The sequence below is a fragment of the Dyadobacter jiangsuensis genome (assembly GCF_003014695.1).
Taxonomy (GTDB): Bacteria; Bacteroidota; Bacteroidia; order Cytophagales; family Spirosomataceae; genus Dyadobacter; species Dyadobacter jiangsuensis.
In genome coordinates this window covers 271,543-294,405 of the sequence record NZ_PYAS01000008.1, presented here as the reverse complement: position 1 = coordinate 294,405, position 22,863 = coordinate 271,543, and the positions used below count along the sequence as shown (strand labels likewise).

The 22,863-nt window shown below is 50.4% G+C and carries 16 protein-coding genes; 8 read left to right on the top strand and 8 right to left on the bottom strand.

The genetic code is table 11. The annotated features are described in order from the left end of the window. The first annotated feature begins 31 nt into the window (after positions 1-31). Positions 32-1,192: a sensor histidine kinase gene (locus CLV60_RS18115; RefSeq protein ID WP_106596783.1), complete on the top strand. Its 1,161-nt coding sequence runs from the start codon at positions 32-34 to the stop codon at positions 1,190-1,192. Next, positions 1,193-1,921 carry a LytR/AlgR family response regulator transcription factor gene (locus CLV60_RS18110; RefSeq protein ID WP_106596782.1) on the top strand — a complete coding sequence of 243 codons (729 nt, stop codon included), beginning with the start codon at positions 1,193-1,195 and terminating at the stop codon, positions 1,919-1,921. It begins immediately after the preceding gene. Here the strand turns inward: CLV60_RS18110 and CLV60_RS18105 are convergent. Together CLV60_RS18105 and CLV60_RS18100 are read right to left on the bottom strand one after the other, a co-directional pair. Next, positions 1,914-3,035, bottom strand: a complete 1,122-nt coding sequence (locus CLV60_RS18105) for a hypothetical protein (protein WP_170118811.1) — start codon at positions 3,033-3,035, stop codon at positions 1,914-1,916. The two genes, CLV60_RS18110 and CLV60_RS18105, sit on opposite strands and share 8 nt — an antisense overlap. Beyond that, positions 3,019-4,128 carry a hypothetical protein gene (locus tag CLV60_RS18100; RefSeq protein WP_106596780.1) on the bottom strand — a complete coding sequence of 370 codons (1,110 nt, stop codon included), beginning with the start codon at positions 4,126-4,128 and terminating at the stop codon, positions 3,019-3,021. Before CLV60_RS18100 ends, CLV60_RS18105 begins: the two co-directional genes overlap by 17 nt. A 143-nt stretch (positions 4,129-4,271) precedes the next feature. Here CLV60_RS18100 and CLV60_RS18095 point away from each other — a divergent pair, with 143 nt between their 5' ends. Then, positions 4,272-5,573, top strand: a complete 1,302-nt coding sequence (locus CLV60_RS18095; protein WP_106596779.1) for a chloride channel protein — start codon at positions 4,272-4,274, stop codon at positions 5,571-5,573. Here the strand turns inward: CLV60_RS18095 and CLV60_RS18090 are convergent. Together CLV60_RS18090 and CLV60_RS18085 are read right to left on the bottom strand one after the other, a co-directional pair. Then, positions 5,548-6,354: a 5'-methylthioadenosine/adenosylhomocysteine nucleosidase gene (locus CLV60_RS18090; protein WP_106596778.1), complete on the bottom strand. Its 807-nt coding sequence runs from the start codon at positions 6,352-6,354 to the stop codon at positions 5,548-5,550. The genes CLV60_RS18095 and CLV60_RS18090 overlap by 26 nt on opposite strands. A gap of 7 nt (positions 6,355-6,361) precedes the next feature. Then, positions 6,362-7,654, bottom strand: a complete 1,293-nt coding sequence (locus CLV60_RS18085; RefSeq protein WP_106596777.1) for an NCS2 family permease — start codon at positions 7,652-7,654, stop codon at positions 6,362-6,364. Positions 7,655-7,812: 158 nt separating this feature from the next. On the opposite strand from CLV60_RS18085, the gene CLV60_RS18080 reads away from it, so the two are divergent. Further along, positions 7,813-10,575 (top strand): DUF6797 domain-containing protein, encoded by a 2,763-nt coding sequence (locus CLV60_RS18080; RefSeq protein WP_106596776.1) that lies wholly within the window; start codon positions 7,813-7,815, stop codon positions 10,573-10,575. A gap of 2 nt (positions 10,576-10,577) precedes the next feature. Here the strand turns inward: CLV60_RS18080 and CLV60_RS18075 are convergent, their stop codons facing one another. Further along, entirely contained in the window at positions 10,578-12,749 is a 2,172-nt protein-coding gene (locus CLV60_RS18075) for a xanthine dehydrogenase family protein molybdopterin-binding subunit (protein WP_106596872.1), read from the bottom strand. 8 nt (positions 12,750-12,757) lie between these two features. Beyond that, positions 12,758-13,219 (bottom strand): (2Fe-2S)-binding protein, encoded by a 462-nt coding sequence (locus CLV60_RS18070; RefSeq protein WP_106596775.1) that lies wholly within the window; start codon positions 13,217-13,219, stop codon positions 12,758-12,760. A gap of 326 nt (positions 13,220-13,545) precedes the next feature. Here CLV60_RS18070 and CLV60_RS18065 point away from each other — a divergent pair, with 326 nt between their 5' ends. After that, positions 13,546-13,986, top strand: coding sequence for a DUF6934 family protein (locus CLV60_RS18065; RefSeq protein ID WP_106596774.1), 441 nt, complete (start codon positions 13,546-13,548; stop codon positions 13,984-13,986). Between the two features lie 276 nt (positions 13,987-14,262). Here CLV60_RS18065 and CLV60_RS18055 read toward each other — a convergent pair whose 3' ends face one another. Further along, a complete protein-coding gene (locus tag CLV60_RS18055) occupies positions 14,263-14,703 on the bottom strand; it encodes a methyltransferase family protein (protein ID WP_106596772.1) in 441 nt (146 codons plus the stop codon). Between the two features lie 263 nt (positions 14,704-14,966). On the opposite strand from CLV60_RS18055, the gene CLV60_RS18050 reads away from it, so the two are divergent. From CLV60_RS18050 to CLV60_RS18040, 3 genes are all read left to right on the top strand, one after another. After that, complete coding sequence (locus CLV60_RS18050) at positions 14,967-15,476, top strand: RNA polymerase sigma-70 factor (RefSeq protein ID WP_106596771.1); 510 nt, start codon at positions 14,967-14,969, stop codon at positions 15,474-15,476. A 90-nt stretch (positions 15,477-15,566) separates the two neighbouring features. Continuing rightward, positions 15,567-16,529, top strand: a complete 963-nt coding sequence (locus CLV60_RS18045) for a FecR family protein (RefSeq protein WP_106596770.1) — start codon at positions 15,567-15,569, stop codon at positions 16,527-16,529. Positions 16,530-16,688: 159 nt separating this feature from the next. Continuing rightward, positions 16,689-19,277: a TonB-dependent receptor gene (locus CLV60_RS18040; protein ID WP_106596769.1), complete on the top strand. Its 2,589-nt coding sequence runs from the start codon at positions 16,689-16,691 to the stop codon at positions 19,275-19,277. Between the two features lie 82 nt (positions 19,278-19,359). Here CLV60_RS18040 and CLV60_RS18035 read toward each other — a convergent pair whose 3' ends face one another. Continuing rightward, positions 19,360-22,569 (bottom strand): TonB-dependent receptor, encoded by a 3,210-nt coding sequence (locus CLV60_RS18035; protein ID WP_510185972.1) that lies wholly within the window; start codon positions 22,567-22,569, stop codon positions 19,360-19,362. Positions 22,570-22,863: the final 294 nt, after the last annotated feature.

The following is a 22,863-nucleotide window of genomic DNA, read 5'->3' as shown; positions in this document are numbered from 1 at the left end:
TAAATTGTAGGTTGTATCGCCTGTTGCCCGCATGATCGTCCAGCCTCTTTCTGATCCGGATTTTGCTCCTCCGCCTGCCCGGGCGCATTGGTTTTTCAGGTACAAGCTCTATCACATTCCTTTCTGGATAGCCTACCATTATATCTGGTGGGTGGTGGCGCTGGGAAACCCCGTCAAGGTGGTGGAGGCACTGTTTACGACGGCGGTGATCAAGTTTCTGTTCTACGTGGTATGGCAGGCGCTGGCAGTGTATTTCAATCTGTATTTCCTCGTTCCGCGCTACCTGGAAAAGGGGAGATATGTGCCATTTCTCTTATTATTATTGTTGACGATCCTGGTCACCGCTGCGCTCATCGTCCCCGGGTATTATATCGTGGCGTGGGCATCGGGTAAGACGGTGGAAGCGTTTTTCGGGCCGGGAAACTATGGGTTCTTTCATATGATGCTCGGCGGGCCACTGTCGTCAACGGTGGCTGCGATGACATTTGCCATGAGTATTAAGCTCGCCAAAAACTGGCTCCAAACGCAGCGGAGGCAACAAATGCTGGAAAAGGAGAAGCTGGAAACCGAACTGAATTTTCTGAAATACCAGTTCAATCCACATTTCCTTTTTAACAGTATCAACTCGATTTTTTTCCTGATCCATAAAAACCCCGACATGGCTTCGGCATCGCTGGCGAAGTTTTCGGAGCTGTTGCGGCACCAGTTGTATGAATGCAACGACCATCAGATCCCGCTGAGCAAGGAAATAACCTATCTTGAAAATTTTATTGAGCTGGAAAAGCTGCGGCAGAACGATAGTCTCGAAGTGGTTTTTAAGGCGCAGGAGCGGTTCGAAGGTGAGCCTGGCATTGCGCCGTTCATTCTCATGACTTTTATGGAAAATGCATTCAAGCACGTTTCAAGGCATCAGGGCGCGCCAAACTGGATCCGCGGTGATTTGCAGCTCGATCGTATGGAGCTGAGATTCAACCTCAGCAACAGTGTTTCGGAAGAAGGAAATACCGAAGTGGTTCATTATGGCGGCATCGGCTTGAAAAATGTACGACGGCGGCTGGATCTGATCTATCCAGGAAAGTACAAACTGGATACCCGGCGCGATGCCGACCGTTTTATCGTTCATTTTGAGGTGGAGCTCGAAATGCTGGCCATGACTGAAATAGCTCAAATGTCTTTAAATCAGGTTGGATAGATGATCAACTGCGTGATAATCGATGATGAACCGTTGGCGCGGGAAGGGTTGGCGGATTATGTAAAGGAAGTGGATTTCCTGAAACTGACCGGCGTATGCGAAAATCCCGTGGAGCTCATGAGTCTGATGGACCGGGAGCCGGTGGATCTGATTTTCCTGGATATTCAAATGCCCAAAATGAGCGGCATCGATTTCCTGAAAATCGTGCAGAATCCGCCGATGGCCATTATCACAACGGCCTATCCAAGCTATGCACTTGAAGGTTTTCAACTCAATGTGATGGATTACTTGCTTAAACCTATCACTTTTGAGCGGTTCTTTAAATCGGCGGGTAAAGCCCGGGATTATCACAAGTTGCTGACGAAATCCGCGGTGTCGAAGGCCGACGAGGACTATTTTTTCATTAAATGCGGGAGCAAATACGAGAAGATTTTCTTCGACGATATCCTGTACATCGAAGGCCTGCAAAACTACGTCACGATTTATACAGGCAAAGGCAAGTACATTACACTGCTTAATCTCAAACACCTCGAACAAAATCTCGACAGCCGGCATTTCATCCGCATTCATAAGTCCTACATTGTCTCGATCGGCAAAATTGAAGGCATTGACGGGAATGAGATTTTTATCCAAACCCATCGTATTCCCATCAGCCGTAACTACCGCGAGCAGGTGATAGAGCAGGTGGTAAACCGTAGGTTAATGGACAAGAACCGCCAGGTTATCTAATGTTGAAATGCAGCAAGGCAATTTCTCCGGTCACAGCCTCCGGCTTTTTTGTAATATCCCTATCAAACGGACGCACGAGGTTATTTCCTGCCAAATCTTCCAGCCTTGGCTCGATCAGGACTTTATACGTACCGGCCTTCCAGTTTACGTCCGGGATAAAATTGCATTGCATTTCAGCTTTGCCTGGTTGCCATTGACCCGAAACCTTCTCGCCGGCGCTGTTTTGAATAGTGAAAACCTCCCGCAACAGGCTGTGATCCAGAGGCTCTTTGAAATCAATCTTCAATGCTTGCTTCGTGCCGGAAACGGGCGGTACCAAGGCCCATTGCGAAGGCTGCGGCGATAACGAGTCCTTTGCGACGGTAATAAAATTCTTTTGAAAGGATTTGGCCAAATGCTGTCCGCGTACGTCAGCCCATGTTTGCGACACGGAAATCCGGTAATGTGTACCGCGCTGCATCGGGGCGCCCAGTCGCTTATTCGGCTGTAAATCACGTTTGATCCGCCCGGGATCGAGCCAGAGTGTAAGCACCGTTCGTTCCGGGTTCCAGAGTTCCGGTTGCAGGTCGAGGAATGCGCCTTCGATGGTATCGCGCTCGTTTTTAATGAGTTTGACATATTTCCCCGAGAGCCCCTCGCGCATAGGTTGGTCAAAATGCAGGTAGATTTTGAGCAGGTTTTCAGGTAGTGTATCAGCCGAAGGATAAATGGCTGTCACACTTGGCACATTAGCCGCATTGTTTTCAGGTATTTCAAAGTCTCCCACGCGAGTCCCGCGTACCCGTATATCGTAATGCATACCGCGCGTGAAGGGAATCATCGGCGTGAATAGCAGCCCGCTTTCTTTTTGCTCGAATAAGCCCAGGATGCCGACCGGGTTTTGTTGGCCCGCAATACTGACGGTTACCAGGGAAAAAATAGAATCTTCCGGAATATTTGCTGCAAATGCATCAGGAATAGTGATTGCGACGGCCTGTTCGTTCTTCCATTGAATGTCAATCGATTGGTTCGTGCGCTCCGGGTGGCAGGCGAAAAGGCATACAAAAAAGGCCAGGCCGGGAATACACGCCAGCCTGACCAACCGTTTTGTTGAAATCTTACAAATACCTTTCACTCGAAGTCCAAAGGTCGAGGCTGCCGTTCGACCGCCGTTGCAGAATGACCATGCGTGAATCGTCCAGCTTGTCCATCTGGATCACGTTTGTCACGGGCAGCGAAACGAAATCGACGCCCGCGGTCGCGAAACTTTCTTCCACAGGCGTGGTCAGCGAGCCCTGGTAGGCCTCAATACTTTTGTATTTTACTTTGAAAACGGGCCGGGCCGAGTTGGACATCATCAGGAATGACTCTCCGCCTTTGCTTACCGTTACCATGTCGATAGGGGAGTTGCCGCTTCCCATTTCCGCTACGGTACGGCCCTTTACATGCATACCGGGTTTGAGCTCATCCATTGGGAAAAGAACCAGCGGCGTGCAGGTATAGCTCGCTACCAGGTATTTTTTTCCTTTAATTTCAGCCGTTGTGAATGTGCGGATCGGTGCGAGCGTCTCATACTTGCCATGGGCGGCGTGGTAAATTTCCAATGTCGACTGGTCCTGTTTGTTAGTAAAAGGAAAAGGAATGCTGCGGAAAGTTGAATTAAACTCCTGGCCTGAAAGCCCGCTCACGAGCACTTTTCCGTCCGCAAAACCGATATCCGAAATGGCCGAAACCCTCACAGAATTACCACGTTTGTCTTTCGCGTTTTCCGCAGGAGCATTGTTAAGCGCCAGACTCGAAAACGGAACGTTCTTCGTGCTGACTGCTTCGATTTTGTCGCCGATAATTTTGAACAGAACCGGTGTGCCGTCGGCACTTTGCACGGCGCAGTAGATGCTTTTGGAAACCGGGTTTACGGCCATGTCCTGAATACTGATGTTAGCCGCTTCTGTTCCCAGTAAAGCTGCTATTTTCTGGTCAATGTTTTTGATTTCAATGGGTTGAGAATTTGCATTGGCTGTCGCATCTTTGGTGTCGATCGCAAAAACTGTTGCACTTTTGGAATCGCCTACCAGTAATACTCCGTCGGGGCCGAAAGCGAGTCCGCTGATTGAGCGGATTTCCGGATTGCCCACTGCCATGCCGTATTTGGCTGGCTTCACGCGTGAAGTGTTGGCGAGAAACACGAGCCCTGCAAGTGCCGCCAACAGGAAGTAAACTTTCTTCATGGTTTATGTGCGTTTAACGAGTTGACAATGAATGGACAGCGCGCATTCGCGCAGCGAATTATAAAGCAGTGGGAACGTCAAAACTACCGGTCGGCGTTACCTTTAAAGGAGAGTGTTGAATTTCTCCGATTCAAGATAAGGCAATGGAATTGAATTCATATAAGGTTAAAAAATCCCAAAGGGTAGTAGCGGTAGTACTTGCAGCGGCAGCAACCGGTGTTTTTTCAGCATTGGTGGCCGACACCCTCAAAGTGATCACAGAGCATTATGAGGAAGCATTTCTGGAAAATTTGCGGCATAATCGTTACCTGATATTCATTATTCCGCTGATTGGCCTCACGACTATCCACTTACTGCGCTATTTTCTTTTTCATAACAAAGCGAATAAAGGAATCAAGGAGGTGCTGGACACGATTAACAAAAATGCCCACACTTTGCCCGCCTACAAGATTCCCTCGCATTATTTCAATGGCTTGCTGACGGTGATTTTCGGAGGCTCCACGGGAATTGAGGTTTCCACGGTGGTGTCCACAGCGGCTATCGGCGCGTTGTCGAGCCGGAAAGTGAGCTACCTGCGCAAGTACCGGACGGATCTCGTATGCGCGGGGCTGGCCGCGGGTGTGACGGCGCTTTTCAATGCGCCTGTTGCCGGTTTTCTATTCGCATTTGAGGTGTTTACGAGAAGAAAAAGCAAACTTCATACGGCAGCTGTGATTACCGCCGTACTCTCGTCTTATCTCATTACCCGGTTTTTCTTCTACAAACAGGTTTTCCATTTCAGCGTGACCAGCTGGCGTACCGAAGCATTGCCTTACATGGTCCTGCTGGGCGTTTTGGCTGGCCTCAACTCGGTTTACCTCACCAAATGCGTGTTGTTTTTTAAGAAATTTTTCGGTTCGCTGCAAAACGATTACATCCGCATTATTGGCGGGTCGCTGCTGATTTCTACGATGATTTTCTTCGTACCAAACCTGTATGGAGAAGGTTATGAGGGCATCAAGCACGTTTTCCGGCATGCCGATGCACCTGCATTGGCCGTGGTACTGCCGTTGCTTGCCGTACTGTTATTGAAGCCGGTCGCGACGTCGGTAACACTAGGCGCGGGCGGTGACGGAGGCGTTTTCGCGCCGAGCCTGTTTATCGGCGCTTTTTTGGGTTTGATTGTCTGCGTTGTGCTCAATCACTTCTTCGGCCTGGGCCTGATCCCCGTCAATTTTGTACTGATAGGAATGGCGGCGGTGCTCAGCGGAAGTATCCACGCGCCATTTACCTCGATTTTCCTCGTATGCGCGCTGGCCGATAACTACATCCTTTTCATACCGATTGTTGTTGCGAGCCTCGTGTCCAAATGGGTAGCCTCGGCTATTTTCCCCTATTCGGTTTATACTTATCAGGTCAAACACGCGCAGGCGCCCGCGGCTACTTTTCCGCAATCACGGCCATAACTAGCGTAGCAGCATTATGTGCAGCGACGTTGTAAAACTGGTCCATATCCGCTTTGGCTTTACCGTCGGCTTTGTCGCTCAGGCTTCGGATGATCAGGAACGGCGTGTTCTGCTGATAGCAGGTTTGCGCAATGGCTGCGCCTTCCATTTCAGTAGCGGCTGCATTCAGGTCTTTCAGTAGCCTCCGCGTGGTTTTTTCGGAGGAAATAAACTGATCGCCGGTAACGATAATGCCTTTTTTTACAGCCGGCACAAAGCTGCCGTTCCCGCGTTCCACCTTGGCCAGTTTCAGGCTTTTGGAAACCGAAAGCGCCTTGCTGATCAATGCCGAATCGCAGTGGAATTTTATTGGATTTTCCTTTTGGGTAAACGGGTTTTTCGTGGCCCAGTAGTGCATTCCGGCATCGTCGATTTGCCCGAAATCATGGTAGGCAATCTGTGTCCCGATTACCAGGTCGCCCGGCGCCAATGCCGGATCAACGCCTCCCGCAATCCCGGAAAATACGATTTCGCGCGGTTTGAAATGCTGGATCATCATCACGGTGGTAATGGCCGCATTGACTTTCCCAACGCCGGTTTCGGCAAGGACTACACGCCTGCCGCGCAGTTCTCCGGTGATGAACCGGATCTGGCTGATAATGGTATCTTTTTTCTGGCTCATTTCGCTTTCCAGCAACACCAGTTCAGGCGGGAATGCGCCGAGAATGCCGGTAATGCTTTGGGATTTTACAGAAAGAACGGTGAGTAGAAAGAGGAATGTGAGTAGTGAATTTTTCTTCATGTTGAGTTTAAAAAATCAGCGCCAGAATGGCGAAAATGTCAATGATAATGAGGGCTAAACTAATGTCGCGAGCCCGCCCGGTGAGCAATTTCAGGGCAGTCCAGCTCAGAAATCCCCAGATAATACCCTGGGTAATGGAATAGGTAAATGGGATCAGTACCATTGCCAGGAATGCCGGAAACGCTTCCGAAAGGTCATTCCATTTAATGCGTATCACGGGTTTCATCATAAAAACACCTACCAATACCAACGCAGGTGCCGTGGCGATGGAAGGCACCGCGCTCAGCAATGGCGAAAGAAACAGAAACGGCACGAACAAAATGGCTCCCGTGACAGCCGTCAGGCCTGTTTTTCCACCTTGTTCGATTCCTACGGCCGATTCAATGTAGGCGGTACCCGGACTGCTGCCGGTGAGCCCTGCGATGGTGGTAGAAATGGCGTCCACCATCAGCGAACGGCGGATATTGCGCGGTTCCCCGTTTTCATCCAGCAGGTTGGAAGCCTCGGCTAGCCCGACGAACGTGGAAAGGGAGTCGAACATGTCGGTAAATACAAATGCAAGAATGATCGGCGCGAGGCTCCATTTCAGGGAGTTGACGAAATCGAGCTGGAAAAGCAGGCTGAAATCGGGTTTCGCAACAATGTGATCAATGGTAATGACCGTTTCCGGTCCGCCCCACCACCGTCCGATCGGCCACGCAAGCAGGCTGGTGACGACGATACCGATCAGAATGCTGCCTTTGACATTGCGGATCAGCAGAATGACTGTCACGAGCAATCCCGCAATGAATGTCAGTGCCGGCGCATTAAGATTTCCCAGACTGATCATCGTCGCCGGATTAGGCACGATGAATTTAGCATTCGCAAAGCCGATGAGCGTGATAAACAGCCCGATCCCCGCCGCAATGCCGAAACGCAACGGTTTTGGAATAGCCTTGACAATGTAGGAGCGGATATTGAATGCGGATAGAATCAGAAAGAATACTCCTGACCAGAATACCGTTCCGAGCGCTACTTGCCAGGAAAGTCCGTTGGTAAGCACGGCGGTATAGGTGAAAAATGCATTGAGACCCATTCCGGGAGCGACCAGGATAGGGTTATTCGCATAAAGACCCATCATCAGACTGCTGAAAAATGACACCAGTATCGTAGCCGTGAGCACCGCGGAGAATGGCATGCCGGTTTGGCTGAGGATCGACGGGTTGACGACGATGATATACGCCGTTGCCAGGAATGAGGAAATCCCGGCCAGGATTTCGGTGGAGATTTGCTCTTTGCGAAGCCCGGAGAATAAGGTCATATCGTTCAGGTTTATTTCAAATATATTGATTTAGTTTCAATGGGAAGGCTTTTTCGTCGGGTGTAAGGGATACAGTGCCGAAAATTGGTCATTAGTAATCCAGTAAGTTGCTATTTTGCATTACTTTAAAAATTGTTCTTTTATCACCTGAACCATACATGCTTAACATTTCAAAGTACCAGGGCAAACGGTGGGGCCTCGCTCTGCTGGGCGGCATTACACTGGCGTCCGTGCTGATGACGGGCTACACCTACACCCGCAACACCGCTTCCGATCGTCCCGATTCACTGCAACTGGCTTCATTTGTCGAACCCGGGTTTCCTTACATTTCAACCTCTGTGGACGCCCGTAAACTGGGTGGAGGTTTCCCGAAAGACAATCAGGCTGCGCGCACACTCGCATTGCAGCTGGGCGACAGCGCTTACGCATGCTTCGATACTGATTTGCTGCGCTGGTCGGTGGCGTGGACGGGCAAGTTTCTGCCGATGGTACTGATGGCGCAGGTTTCGTACAAGGATTTTTTTAATAAAAACAATAATATCGCCACCGTCCCCAGCGCACCCGTGCTTGCCACAGGCGCCTATGCGGGCTGGTCGACCGGGAAGCCGCAATACCGCACCGATCAGTCGCTGCCGCCTACCTGGAAGCCGCTTGCGGCAGAACAGGGGCGTTATAATGGCGTGTATGTTTACGGGAAACAATCCATACTCGATTATTCAGTAGGGAAAGCGCGAATTTATGAACTTCCCGGAAGCGCCAAATTCGATGGCGGCGTGGCATTTACCCGTACTATTCAAGCCGGCGAGGTTTCCACCGGTTTGTTTCTGACCGCCGCTGAAATAGACAATGCTACCGGCAGTGAAGTGAAGGGGCGCATTGCCTACGTGTATCAGGGTGCGAATAAGGATACTGTTACCGCCGTAGCGATTTTGGGCAAAGGCAAGCCGAGCTGGCAGCCGGGTGTGGCGGAAGGGAAATACCTGACTGTAAACGTACCGGCATCCGGTGAAGCGACAATTGCTATCTGGAAAGGACTTTCCAAAAATAAAAAGGCATTTGAGAAGTTTGCCAAAACCAAACAGATGCCATTGCCAGATTTCAAAGAGGGCGGACCTGCATTGTGGAAGGAAACGGTGGTGACACAAGGAAAACTTGCCCCCGATACCGCCGCATTCGTGACCGATCAGCTTACATTGCCTCTGAACAATCCATGGAAAAGGAATGTGCGTGTGGCTGATGTCGCTTTTTTTAAGGATGGGAGAGCGGCTGTTGTTACTTTCGAGGGAGACGTTTGGACGGTTGAGGGTATTGACAAAAACCTCCAAAATTTGAAATGGCGGCGCTTTGCCTCGGGGTTGCACGAGCCGATGAGCATCGAGATCGTGAAGGAACAAATTTATGTTTTTGACAGAAACGGCATTGTTCATTTCCATGATCTGAACAACGATGGCGTGGCCGACTACTACGAGAACTTTTCGAACGTCATGGGGCAGTCGGCCGAGTCGCGCGAGTGGGCGGGGGACCTGGTTACCGCGCCGGACGGCCGTTTTTACATTGCGAAGGGCGGTAGTTTGAGTAATGGGCCTGGTATGACGAAGGTTACAGGTAAAGGTTTCCGTGCAGGCTCGGATGAAAACGGTACTGTTATGAAAATTTCATTGGACGGGCGCAGTGCCGAAGTAGTGGCAACCGGTTTACGCGGGCCCTATCTGGGAATGCATCCTACCAAAGGCATTCTTACAGCCTCCGACCAGCAAGGTAACTTCGTGCCCTCCACACCGATTTTTGTAATTCATCAAGGTGATTATTTCGGAGTGGAGCCCACATTGCATCGCAAGGATAATCCGACCGTAACCCCGCCATTGACCTGGATACCTCACAGCGTCGACCGCTCGGCGATCAGCCAGGTTTGGGCTACCAGTTCCAAAATGGGACCATTGAATGGTAACCTGATTCACTTTTCTTTCGGCCGGCCCGGCTTATTCCGCGTGTTGATCGACAGTACTACCAGCGTCGTTCAAGGCGGCGTGTCGGTGATTAATGCGCATTACCCGGCGCCTACTTCGAAAGGAGCAATGAATCCGGTAGATGAGCAACTGTATGTGGCTGGTTTCAATCTCTGGGGTTCGAGCTCGAATGGTATCAGCGCATTACTAAGGCTCCGCTATACCGGCAAGCCGAGCTATCTGCCCAACCATTTCCGGGCTGGTAAGCAGGGGATTGTACTGCGGTTCGATTCGCCGCTGGACAAAGCCGTTGCGAGCGATCCGAAGAACTTTGAAGTGAAGAGATGGAATTACAAGCGCACCGAGGAATATGGCTCAGGGCATTTCAAGCTCGACGGCTCAACGGGGCAGGAAATTATGCATGTGGCGGCCTCTTATTTGTCCGCCGACCGTAAAAGCGTGTTGCTGCTTGTACCCGAAATGACGGAGGTTATGCAAATGGAAGTAACCTACCATTTGCAGGCTGCGGACGGTAAAAAGGTGAACGACCAGTTTTGGTTTACTATCAATCAATCGACTGACGTGGATTTGAAAGGCTTCGACGGTGTCGATCTTGCATTGCTGAATGCCAAACGTCCTGAAACGCCCACCGTTGCCGTGGCGGAAACGGCTGCTTCGGCCGAGAAAGGTCGTGAAATATTCCAGAAAATGGCCTGCGCCGGTTGCCATTCGGAGGGTACCCGCACAAAAGGCATGTACGGCCCGCCGTTCCAGAATTTGTACAAATCGGAGCGCACTTTTGACGACGGTACCAAGGTAATCGCCGACGAGGCATACCTGCGCGAGTCGATCCTGACGCCATCGAAACGCATTATCAAAGGTTACAATGAAGAAATGCCGTCGTTTGTGGGCGTGCTTTCGGATAATGATATAGAATCGGTGATTCTGTATATCAAATCCCTTTCGGGAAAATAGGGTTACGAGATTTCATCGAGGCTGAATGGAAGCCGGCGGATACGCCGGCCCGTGAGGTCGAAAATAGCATTGGCAAGGGCCGGGGCAAACGTAGGCAGCCCCGGCTCACCCACACCGCCGGGTTTCTCGTCGTTCTCCATGATGTGTACCTCAATAGGCGGGATGTCGGCGATGCGTGGCATAGGGTAGGTGTCGAAATTCTGCTGAATGGCCTTCCCATCTTCGAATGTCGTCGCATGCATAGTGGCGGCGCCTAGGGCCATGACAATACTGCCTTCGACCTGCGCACGGATAATGTCGGGGTTTACGTACCACCCGCAGTCTATCAGCGCTATCACTTTTTCAATCCTTACTTTCCCTTCCGTGTTCCGCGTTACTTTCACGGCGTGGCCGCATAGGCCGGTGAAGCATTCTGTAAATGCGACGCCCCATCCCTGGTTTTTGCCCCGGGACTGCCAACTGGTTAACTCCACCATGCGGTCAATCAACGCCTGATACCGCGGGTCGGGCAAATGGGCTCGTCGGAACGCCATGGGATCTTTGCGTGCCAAATGGGCCATTTCATCGATAAAGCTCTCGCACGCGAATCCGTGCGTGGACGCGTACACGGAGCGCCACCACATCACGGGTATAGGCGAGTGTATGCCCGCGCCTCCGAAGCTGTAATGCGGGATTCCCTGCCGGTAGGGATGCAGTAATCCCTCAAAATCACCGGTGTTGTAGCCAGCAGCCTCCGGGGCGGAAGGTGGGCTCGCGGACCATTCCTGTCCGATCCATTGGGTTGCGGTATTAGCCTGGAAAGCGTGGATGTTGCCCCCGGCGTCGAGGCCACCTTTTAATGTGTAAAATGCGCCGGGGCGGAAGGGACCCACTGTCATGTCGTCTTCGCGCGTCCATACCACCTGTACGGGCGCTTGTATTTCTTTCGAAATGAATGCAGCCTCGTAAGGGTAATCCGGGAAAGCCTTTCGGCCGAACCCACCGCCAAGAAATGTCATATGCACAGCCACGCGTTCAGCGGGTATGTTAAATCGTTGGCTTAAATCGGCCTGGATCCAGTTGGCTTCCTGTATCGGCCCCCATATTTCGATGCCGTCGGCGCGTACGTCGGCAATGCAATTGAGCGGCTCCATGCAGCTGTGCGACTGGTAAGGCGTCTCATAGGAGGCTTCCAGTTTTTGCGTGCACTGCTCGTATTCCGTTTCGAATTTGGGGTGGTTACCGATCATCTGAAGATTTTCGCGCATTTGATTTTCGAGCGATGCGGTGTTGGGGAGTACAAAATCAGGATCATTCCAATCTACTTTCAACACTTTTCGCCCCTGCATGGCTGCCCAAAGCGAATCGGCAACGACCGCGACACCTTCGCAGTATTGAGAAAACACGGGCCTTTTTACCTTGAAAACATGCAAGACACCCGGCACTTTTCGCGTTTCCGAATCGTCGAAGCCCTTTACAGTTTCCCTGAACCGCCTGCTGCGCTCGATTACGGCATATCGCATTCCCGGTAGTTTTTTGTCTAATCCAAATAAGGAAGATCCATTGGTTTTCAATGGGATATCCTTTCGGGGGGGAGATTTGCCGATAATTTTATAATCAGATCGCTTTTTAAGAATTACTTCGGCGGGCGGTTTAAGTTTCGCCGCTTTTTCCACCAATGCGCCGTAGGTGAGCTTCTTTTGGGTTTTCCGGCTGATAACCATCCCATTTTCGGCATAACATTCATTTTTCGAAATATTCCATTCTGTTGCAGCCGCTTCGACCAGCATTTCACGTGCGCATGCACCCGCGCGCAGAAGCCGGGGCGCCCATCCGCGGACTGAAAAACTGCCTTCTTGCGGCTGCGGGCCGTATTTTTCGGGATTAGCCGGTGCAAAAACGATCTCAACATCGTCCAGCACTACTTCCAGTTCTTCGGCGAGCATTTGTGGTAATGCCTGAAACGTCCCCTGGCCCATTTCGGAACGATTGCACATCAGTGTTACTTTGCCTGCCGGGCTGATCGAAATCCAGGACATCAGTTCTGTACCTGAAACGAATTCTTCGGCAACGGGATTAATAATCAACGGGTGCGTTTGACCATTCGCAGGCAAATACGCAGCAAGCGTCAGTCCAGCGCCCGACCAGCTGGCCTGGCGAAGGAAATCACGACGGGAAATATCCTGTGGTTTCATAGTGTCGATCAATGCGAATAGCCGGCGGCGGTTTTGATCGCCTTGCGGATGCGGGGATACGTCCCGCACCGGCATATGTTACCATTCATGGCCGCGTTAATGGCTTCGTCATCGGGGTTGGCGTTGTCCGCGAGCAGCGCCACTGCCGACATGATCTGGCCGCTCTGGCAATAGCCGCATTGCGGTACCTGCTCGGCGATCCACGCGCGTTGCACCGGATGTGAATTGTCCTCTGAAAGCCCCTCGATCGTCGTCACCGGTTGCTCACCCACTGCCGATACCGGAAAAGAGCAAGACCGCACCGGTGCCCCACTCAGATGCACCGTACAAGCCCCGCATTGCGCAATGCCGCAGCCGTATTTAGTCCCTGTCAGCCCGATCAAATCGCGGATAACCCAAAGCAGCGGCATTTGCTCTTCGGCTTCGACAGTATAGGTCTTACCGTTCACAGAAAGCTTGTAGGAAGGCATAGGCGATGGATTTGAAGTTTTAAACACTTCGAATGTAAATCAAGCGCTAGCCGTCCGCAAATCAGATTGACGAGGGGCCGGTTTGGAGGGACGAAATGCGGGTTTTGGATCATTCGCCGGTGCCGGTTAGACATTGGATGAGGGAAAAGGGAATTGCTGTTGATAAATTGGTACGAATACCTATGAAGTGCCTCATGATTTTGAGAAAAGGGCTTGGAGATTGCATGTTATAGCGCTTGAGAATCCGTTGCCGCCATTTGGACATTGAATTAGCGGAAGGGCTTTCGGTTGTTACAAATTGAGAGGGAACTAACCCGGTTTTTCCAATGGATAGACTATTGTATCAGTATTTGCTTGACAACTCGGGACGAATGTTTAGCTTTTCCAGCGCGGGAGATAAAGTGATGGATAAGGTTGTGCTTTTTACGCCAATGGAGACCCAGGATTCCTACGCAGTCATTCTTGGCGATCTGCAAAATGATGGAAGTATTGATTTGGATATTACGAGTAGTGATGGCAATACAGAGCTTGTACTAACGACTGTGGCAAAAGATATTATGTTTTTTCTGAGCGACCATCCCAAGGCCGAAGTGCTGATAAAAGGTTCCACACAAGCCCGAACCCGTTTGTATCAGATGGCGATTGTGCGAGAGCTTAGTGACATTGGTCGCTATTTTGATATCCATGGTTTGACGACCGATGGTCTAGAAGTTTTTCAGCAAGGAAGGAACTATTGGGGCTTTACAATATCGATTAAGGATAATTAGTTTAACCAAAACCAAGCTATGATGAAGGAGCCGAATGTTAATAACAGGGTAAATCTTGCAGAGAATTGGATAACAGAGGAGGAATTAAAGGAGCGTTACCCCAAACTTTGGAAGGCTGCAAAAGAGAAAGTACAGCTCATAGAGGCCGACTGGACTCCAGAGTTACGGGAAGAGTTAAGTAGACTTCGAGGGCGCTGAGAACAATCATATGCTCCCTTAAAAAAAGTGCGGGAGTGGTAAAGGCCGCTCCCGGTAATAAGTATAGTTGGTATTCGATCAGGCAACCATGGTGAACAGCCTGTTCAGGTCCCAGGAATTGCGGGCACCCGACTCACTGACCACTTCTTTAAGATTGCCGGCCAGCGGAGATTTTTCGTCATTGACCATTTCGAGCAAGTTACCGAGGTAATCGGGTTTGCGACGATTCAGGAAGGCATTGGCTGCTGGTGAATTGTGGTAAATGGCGGTGAAACCCTTGCCGTGGCGTTCGATGATGCCCCAGTTTACGAGGGCGTCGAGGAAGTCGAGAGAGCTGTGGCTTTCGAGTCTCAGTTTTTGACGAATTTCGGATACAAACAGCGGGCCGGCAGCAAGCTCGGTGAAAAGGCCCAGCCTGATGGCCGTCAGTAATGGCTTAGCAGACCAGAATCCTGTTCCGATCCGGATGATGTTCACTGGAGTGATTTCCTGCTCTTGTTCAATTTCAATTGTACTCATGGCTAAATGAAGTTAATGTTCCGGAGGACGTGCCTCCAACTGATTGAAACATGCTCTAAATTAGTGTTGAAGATTCAACATACAGAACACCATTGTGATGAACTGCCCAAACCAGGGGTTAAAACGGTCCAAAACTGGTGTAGTCTGTTCCCCGTTAACGACCATTTCGCAGAAATCTGTCAATAAGTTGCAGGAAATTTGATTTTAAACGCTTTAAGAATCATTTTTGCATTTAGAATAGGTCTAAATAAGATTACTGTCTAATGCGACTGATTGATGAAAGCGTCTTTGAACGGATTTTCCTGGAACACTGGGAAAGGATGTACAATATATGCTTCCATTTTGTGGGCGACACCGCCGTGGCGGAAGAACTGGTACAAGATATCTTCCGTTCATTGTGGGAGCGCCGCGATAACCTGCTTATAGAGACAGGGGTTGAAAACTACCTGGTGAGGGCCGCACGGCTTAAAGCTTTCGAATATTTACGGAACACCGCCATGGAAGCCCGTAACCTCCGCGAAATTTCCTTCGCTGCACCCGCTCCGGAGAACCACACCGAGAACCTGGTTTATTACAATGCGCTCACCGAGCAGGTGGGCCGCATAGTGGGCGCGTTGCCCGAGCAATGCCAGAAGGTATTCAGGATGAGTCGGGAAAACGGGATGAATAATAAACAGATCGCCCATTCGCTGGCGATTTCTGAAAAGACGGTCGAGAACCAGATCACCAAGGCGCTGCGGGTTTTGAGGCTGCACCTTGGGGTTGACCGTTAATTATTTTCAAAATCTTCTGGGCAGCAATAGGGGATTTACAGGGGCTCTGCAACTGTGAATAGGGAACACTCCCTGTTTTAAACAGATCTTATGCAGGTAACCCCTGAACTCATTCGGAAATATCACCTGGGGCAATGCAGTCCGGAGGAGGAAAATGCCGTGCTGCAATGGCTCGCCGGCGACGGGACCGACCAGGTACCGTCCTATTTGAAGGGCAACGAACGCAAGGCCATCCAGTCACGAATTTGGAATGCGCTTGGCGATGGGCAGCGACATGGGGAAGATTCGGGCAAGGCAACGCGTAATACGGTATGCTGGAAATGGTCGCGTATAGCGGCGGGTGTTGCGATGGTCGCGGGCTTATCGTGGCTGGCCTATGACCGGTTAGCGATGAGGAAAAACGCGATGCAAATCGCACCCATCCATTATCAGGAAATCAGGGCCGCATTCGGTGAAAAGAAGAAGTTTTATCTGCCCGACAGCTCGCTCGTGTACCTGAATGCGGGAAGCCATTTGCGTTTCCCCGACCATTTTACGGATACTTCAAGAAACGTTCAACTCACAGGGGAGGCATTCTTTGAAATCAGCAAAGACCCATCGCGGCCATTTACTATTCATACCCAAAACACTGAAACCCGGGTACTGGGGACTGTTTTTAACCTCAAAGCCTATCCCGGAGAGTTAACGGAATTGGTGGTAACGGAGGGAAAAGTGCGGTTCGGTAAGGCGCAAAAGCAGGTTGTCCTGACGGCGAATCAAATGGCGTCGTTCGACGTGGTTTCGGGTGAATTGTCCAACCGCAATGTGTATGCAGGAGCATATGCCGGCTGGAAACAAAACAGGCTCGTTTTCCGAGATAATCGCTTATCGGAAATAGCCGTGATACTGGAACGCTGGTATCGTATCGATATTGAGATCCGTGGCCCGGGCCTGGAAAGAGTCATTTTTACGGGTACCTACGAAAATCCTTCCTTGCAAACCATCCTGCACGATATGTCGTCGGCTATGAAATTCACCTATACCCAACAAGGAAAGCAACTTATCATTCAATAAATCAATTGTTATCCAGCTTATTATGAAAGTAAATCCTCCCTGATCGCGCGCAGGACAGCATATAAAAAAGGCCAGGGTGTTCCGTCTCGCAAACTTGCACCCAGGCCGGTGTCCAACAACTCTCACTGAAAGAATTAATTAAACATTGAAACAAAATTAATGAAAACCCTATTCAAACTGGCTGTGCTTATGCTGGCCATTCCACTGACGCTGCATGCGCAAGTCAAATCTGTGCTCGAAAAGCGCATTACCATTTCACTCGATCAGATTGCCCTGGGCGATGCCCTGGCTGCCGCAGGGGAGCAAGCGCAATGCACGTTTTCTTACAGTGGTACTTACCTGGATGTCCATCGCAAAGTTTCCCTGAATGTGAAGGATGTTGCTGTGAAAGAGGTGCTTGTGCAGCTGATTGGAGAAGCCGCCGATCGCTTGAAAGTGCAGGGAAATAAAATCCTGATCCTGGCCAAAACCGAAGGACGTGGAAATGTGAAAGGAGCGGTGCGAACATCGGACGGGCAGGCGGCAGAGTTTGTAAATGTTTTGGTAAAACGAACAGGAAAAGGGGCACAAACGGATGCCCGCGGTGAATACCAGGTGAAAAATGTACCTGTCGGGAAGCAGATTGTCGTGATACAACTGCTGGGTTATGAGGCGATTGAGCAGGAGGTAGAAGTACTGCCTGACCAGACGGTCACGTTGCAGGAGGTTTCGCTGCATGAAGACAGCAAAACCTTGCAAGAGCTGGTTGTGACTGGCAGCGCCAACAAATTCGGGAACAAGGAAAGCGATTATGTGGCGCGGCTGCCGCTCAAAAACCTTGAAAACCCACAGGTTTACAGCGTGGTAGGCAAGGATCTGATGAACGAGCAGATGATTACGCGGCTGGAAGAGTCGTTTCGGAATGTGCCTGGTGCGACATCCACGCGTACAGGCGCGGGTATGCCCGTATTCATTTCACGCGGGTTTCAGTCGGGGGATAATTTGCGGAACGGAATGGCGACCTTTTTGAAAACCGGCATCGATCCTGCGATCGTTGAGCGTGTGGAAGTGATCCGCGGTCCTTCGAGCACGTTGTTCGGATCGGCGATGGTGTCGTTCAACGGATTGGTCAACTATGTTACCAAAAAGCCTTTCGAAAAATTGGGGGGCGAGGTGTCCTATTCGACGGGGAGCAATGACCTTAGCCGGTTTACTGTGGATGTGAATACGCCTGTAGACCGGGATAAGACTTTGCTTTTCCGTTTCAATGCGGCGGCGCAGAAAGAGAATTCCTTTCAGGATCAGGGTTTTTCGCATACAATCGCGATTGCGCCAAGTTTTACCTATAAGGCTTCCGACCGTCTGACACTGAACCTGAATGCAGATATTCAGACCGCCAGAGCTACTTCCGCGACATTGCTGACGATCGGCAGCGGAGTGAAGGCCAAGTCATTCAATGATTTGAAAATAGGGTATAAACGCTCGCTGATAGACAACTCCGCAAGCTCGATCCAGGCGTCCAACAACGTGTATTTTCAGGCTGAATATAAATTGTCTGGAAACTGGACTTCGCAAACCAACTATGCATGGTCGCTCGGGACTTATGACCATTTCAACCAGTTCAACTATACCTGGATGACCGATTCGACCGTCCGTCGTCAGGTGAGCGTGTGGTTTCCTGATAAATGGGGCCGGAAGCAGATCCAGCAGAATTTTGTCGGTGATTTCAATGTCGGCCCGATCCGTAACAGACTGCTGCTAGGGGTGGACTACCTGACACAATACCGCCACATGCATTATGGCGTCGTGACGCTCGACACCGTCAATATCAACAAGGCAAGCCGCTCACTGGATAACGATCAGATCCAGACTTTGTTTACCAAACTGAACGCACCGGAATCTATCAACAAGCAATATTCATACAGTGCTTATGCGTCGGACATGATCAATTTCACCCGGCAGCTCATGGTATTGCTTAGCTTGCGTGTCGACCGGTTTGTTAACAGTGGTACATTGAACAGCTTGACCGGGTTAACGACAGGTGATTACAAACAAACAGCGCTTTCACCCAAACTGGGCATTGTGTACCAACCAGTGCCGGACCGCATTTCGCTCTTTGCAAACTATATGAATGGTTTTAAAAACATTCCTGCCGCCAGCCAGCCGGATGGAACCGTCTCTAACTTCAAGCCGCAGCAGGCTAACCAATGGGAAGTGGGGGCGAAGGTTAATCTGTTGGGTAACAGACTAAGCGCTACGATCAGTTATTATGATATTGCTGTCAAAAACTCGACTTATCTGCGAACGGTCAATAATCAGAACTTTACCGTGCAGGACGGGACCCAGCAGAGCAAAGGTATTGAAGCAGAACTGATCGCAAGTCCGGTAAGAGGACTGAACATCGTGGTAGGTTATGGTTATAACGACAACGAATACCGTCGCGCAGCCGAGGCGATTGCGGGCAAACGCGCCATTTCCACACCTAAAAACACGGCTAATCTGTGGGTGAGCTACCAAATTTCAGGCGGAGGTTTGCGAGGTTTCGGGATTGGGGGAGGTGGCTATCGTGTTTCCGAATCTTATTTTAATTCCGCAAACACATTTACAATACCTTCCTACACGCTGGTAAATGCCACATTATTTTATGATCAGCCAAGGTTTCGGATCAGCCTGAAAGGCGATAACCTGTTGAACGAAAAATACTGGCTCAGCGATGGCAGCCCACAGAAACCCGCGAATGTGATGGCGGGTGTGGCGTTGAAGTTCTAAAAAAGTCAATAGCAGTTCAAACGTAAAAAGCCCCTCTTCCATTTTCCGGAAGAGGGGCTTTGATTTTTAACAATGCAAATCATCAGAAGCTATACCGCAAACCAATCTGCACCTGGTAAGGGTTACCCGAAGGTGTCACCACACCGGCGGTATTTACACGGTAAACAAACTGGTTTTTCGTTCTGTCGAATGCGGCTTGCGCAGGTTTGCCGTTGGCGGCAGGGACGCCCAGTGCATAAAGTGCCTGGGTACCGAGCGACTTGTTGCGGCCCCAATCCTTGTTCAGGAAGTTGGCAAAGTTGAAAATGTCGGCAGAAACTTCGATAGCATGTGTGCCGGCGATTCTGATGCGTTTCGACGCACGAACGTCGAACACGCCATAGAAACCATTGATACCGCCGTTTCTTTCAGCGATTTTACCCGAGTTTTTAGTGATGTAATCCTTAATGCTCTGGCTTGCGTCTTTGTTGTCCAGGATTGCCTGAAGGCCTGTACGCACGTTCTCAGGTACGCTTGGATCGTTTCTGTCGAAAACAAATGCGAGGTCGTTCGTACCCACGAAGTCACCGTTGGTGTTACCGCCCGAGAGCAGGGTATAACGCGTACCGCCGATTCCCGAATAGCGAACACCCACATTCACGCCCCAGAAGCTAGGCAGCGAGCCGTAGAATACGATTTTGTGGCGGAACTGGTTGTCGGAATATGACATCAGGCTCAGGTTACGCGGATCGTCCCTTACCGGTAGGGAGAGCGTGGCGCTGTTCGCTACGTTACCATTGAAAGAGGTGTTGTCTTTCACATCATTGTAAGTGTAGCTCAAAGTGATCTCGCCGTCGCGGAAATACTGGTATTTCACATCCGCTACAACCGAGAATGCATTCACTTTCCCTTCGCTGTTCAGTTCCAGTACGCGGCCGAATTGCGTCGATTTACGTCCCTGCAACCAGTCGCCGGCACCGTTGGTAGGCATTTTGTCGCCGCCTGGTACGAACACGCCGCGGTTGCCTTCATTGGCAAGGCGGAAGAATGGCTCATCGACCATGTTTCTGTCCACATACATATAGTTATTGCGGCCAAGGCTCATATAACCCGCGATACCCACTTTCAGTTTGTCAGTCAGGTATTTGTTGTAGGAAATGTTAGCCTTGTAAATGATCGGCACCCGGGCGTCTTTGGCATTGGTATTAATTGTCGGCAACTGGAATTGCGACAAGGTCGGAATGCTGTTGTAATTGGCGCGGTAAGCTGCAAAATCCGGGGTAGGGATGTTCGGGCTGCGTACATCGACTGTCGCGAGGTGTTTTCCATCGAATGTCAGGTTGTTGATCACCACGTAGTTGTTAATATCGGAAGCGAACACACCCGCGCCGAGACGGAAAATATCAGTATGCTTGTCGTTCACATCCCAGGTGAATTGTACGCGCGGCTGTACGACAAACGACTTGATCTTATTGTCGGTGCGGATCTTCAGGGCGTCGTACAAAGTCTGGTTCAGGGGCGAGCTCGGGTAATGTGCGTAGTCGAGGCGCAAACCTGCCACAACGTCCAGGCCGGTAGCCAGGCTTGTTTTTAACTGACCATAAACACCTGCATTCCAGATCGTACCTTTCACTGACCAGTCGTCCATCAAAGGTACTTCGCGGTAGTAGCGGTAAGGTTTCAGGTCATTGAACTGGTCGAGGGACGTTTTCCCCGCAGCAGCGTCCACGTTGTAGTGGAAGCGGCCGTTTACTTCCGAACCATATGTAGAATTCGAATGAGTCATCATGATGTCCGCGCCCAAAGTGTACTCCACCTTATCGGTGTTGTAATACAGGTTATCCACCAGTTGAACCACATGGTTGGTAAAACGCTCCTGCGCGAAACGGTGGCCGCCCATCTGGATGTTGGTCGAACGTGAATTGCCATCGCTCAACACGGAGTTTACATTCTCTACGATCGCTCTCGGGATATTGGCTGCCGGAAGCTGATCGCCGGGCGCACTTTTCTGTTTCACGAACAAATGCTGCACTTTCAACTCATTGGTCACTTTCGAATTGAGTGTCGAGCGGAGCGAGGCCAGCAAGCTATTGTCCTGGTTGAAGTCGTTTCCGTAAGATTCGTAGGCGTTGATCGTCGTGTTATCAGCCAGACCGAGCTTGTTGCGGTCGTTGGTGTAGTTGTTGCGGATCGTCAAAAGGTTCCTGTTGTTCAACTGCCAGTCGAGACGCAGGAATGCTGCATCCGAGCCACGTTTTTTGTCAAATGTTCCAAACTGCTGGGTGTCTGACATGCCGTATTTGCTGCGGGCGATGTTGACGAATTGGTCGAGCGTAGCGCGGGTTACATTAAAACGGTTTTCATCTACCGGGCTGAGGATGTCGGCGATGATCAATGGACGGCTGTCCTGCTGGTGATCCCAGGCTACAAAGAAATGCAGCTTGTCTTTCAGGATCGGTCCGCCCAACGAGAAGCCAAACTGGTTGGTAGCGAATTTGTTATTGATTTTGTTACCGCGAATGTCGTAAGGGCTCGACAACCAGTCGGCGCGCGTATAGTTGAATGCGCTACCGCTCAGCTGGTTGGTTCCCGATTTCGTAACAGCGCTGATCGTACCACCGCCGCTGCGTCCGTAAGTAACGTCATATTGGTTGGTAACCACCTGAAACTCGCGTACTGCTTCAATCGAAATCGAATAGGGAGCGCCGCTTCGGCTGGTGGTGGCACCTGCTGAGGTCGGGTTTTTAGAACTCATACCATCGATGGTATAGCCCGTAGACGAACCCAGCTGACCGGAAATGTTACCTCCGCGGCTCAATGGCGAGAGGTCCATCAACGAGGTGAAGTTACGTCCGTTCACGGGCAGACGCGTAATGTCCCGTGCTGAAATAGCCGTTGAAGCGCCCAGGTTTTCAATTTTGTTCTTGATACCCGATGCTACAACGCTCACAACTTCAAGCGTTTGGCCGGCGTCCTTCATACTCATCTTAACTTTCACCGCATCGCCCTGGTGGAGGAGATAACCGGTCAGTTTTTGTTCGCCAAAACCGACGTAAGTAGCAGTAACCGTGTAAGGACCGCCCAATGGAAGTTCTTTAAAGGCATATTCCCCTTTTGCGTTGGTAATGGTTCCTGTCGTAAAGCCTGTTGATTCGTTTTTCACCTGAACGGTAGCGCCCGCCAGTGATGCATTCTGGTCGTCGGTTACCGTACCGGAGATTGACGCCTGCGTAGTTTGAGCCCTCAACACCACGATGTTACCGAAGCAGCAAAGCAATGTCAGGATAATAGGAAGTAGAAATCTCTTATGCATGAGCATGTTGTTGGTTAAACAAAATTTGCCGCAAAAGAAGAGGATCTACTTGTCCAGGGTATTATTGAAATGTTATGTTATTGTAAAGTCGCGGTAACATCCGGTTCTACCGCCTGTCTGTTCTTAAAAAAGTAAGATTTTTTTATAGCGTTGTCCAATCCATCTGCACTCGTTCGTCATGGATATGAATTTTGAATGAGTGAATGTAGTCATTGGGTCAGAAGTAGTCATGAATTGTCAATATTAAATAAATGCGACTCCCGACCATAACTGACAACACTTGACCACACCTGA

What these genes read in the sequence shown, in the direction of transcription:
- CLV60_RS18115 (WP_106596783.1), top strand. Translation starts at nt 32, where the DNA reads ATGATCGTCCAGCCTCTTTCTGATCCGGATTTTGCTCCTCCGCCTGCC.
- CLV60_RS18110 (WP_106596782.1), top strand. Translation starts at nt 1,193, where the DNA reads ATGATCAACTGCGTGATAATCGATGATGAACCGTTGGCGCGGGAAGGG.
- CLV60_RS18100 (WP_106596780.1), bottom strand. Translation starts at nt 4,128, where the DNA reads ATGAAGAAAGTTTACTTCCTGTTGGCGGCACTTGCAGGGCTCGTGTTT.
- CLV60_RS18095 (WP_106596779.1), top strand. Translation starts at nt 4,272, where the DNA reads ATGGAATTGAATTCATATAAGGTTAAAAAATCCCAAAGGGTAGTAGCG.
- CLV60_RS18090 (WP_106596778.1), bottom strand. Translation starts at nt 6,354, where the DNA reads ATGAAGAAAAATTCACTACTCACATTCCTCTTTCTACTCACCGTTCTT.
- CLV60_RS18085 (WP_106596777.1), bottom strand. Translation starts at nt 7,654, where the DNA reads ATGACCTTATTCTCCGGGCTTCGCAAAGAGCAAATCTCCACCGAAATC.
- CLV60_RS18080 (WP_106596776.1), top strand. Translation starts at nt 7,813, where the DNA reads ATGCTTAACATTTCAAAGTACCAGGGCAAACGGTGGGGCCTCGCTCTG.
- CLV60_RS18075 (WP_106596872.1), bottom strand. Translation starts at nt 12,749, where the DNA reads ATGAAACCACAGGATATTTCCCGTCGTGATTTCCTTCGCCAGGCCAGC.
- CLV60_RS18070 (WP_106596775.1), bottom strand. Translation starts at nt 13,219, where the DNA reads ATGCCTTCCTACAAGCTTTCTGTGAACGGTAAGACCTATACTGTCGAA.
- CLV60_RS18065 (WP_106596774.1), top strand. Translation starts at nt 13,546, where the DNA reads ATGGATAGACTATTGTATCAGTATTTGCTTGACAACTCGGGACGAATG.
- CLV60_RS18055 (WP_106596772.1), bottom strand. Translation starts at nt 14,703, where the DNA reads ATGAGTACAATTGAAATTGAACAAGAGCAGGAAATCACTCCAGTGAAC.
- CLV60_RS18050 (WP_106596771.1), top strand. Translation starts at nt 14,967, where the DNA reads ATGCGACTGATTGATGAAAGCGTCTTTGAACGGATTTTCCTGGAACAC.
- CLV60_RS18045 (WP_106596770.1), top strand. Translation starts at nt 15,567, where the DNA reads ATGCAGGTAACCCCTGAACTCATTCGGAAATATCACCTGGGGCAATGC.
- CLV60_RS18040 (WP_106596769.1), top strand. Translation starts at nt 16,689, where the DNA reads ATGAAAACCCTATTCAAACTGGCTGTGCTTATGCTGGCCATTCCACTG.
- CLV60_RS18035 (WP_510185972.1), bottom strand. Translation starts at nt 22,569, where the DNA reads ATGCATAAGAGATTTCTACTTCCTATTATCCTGACATTGCTTTGCTGC.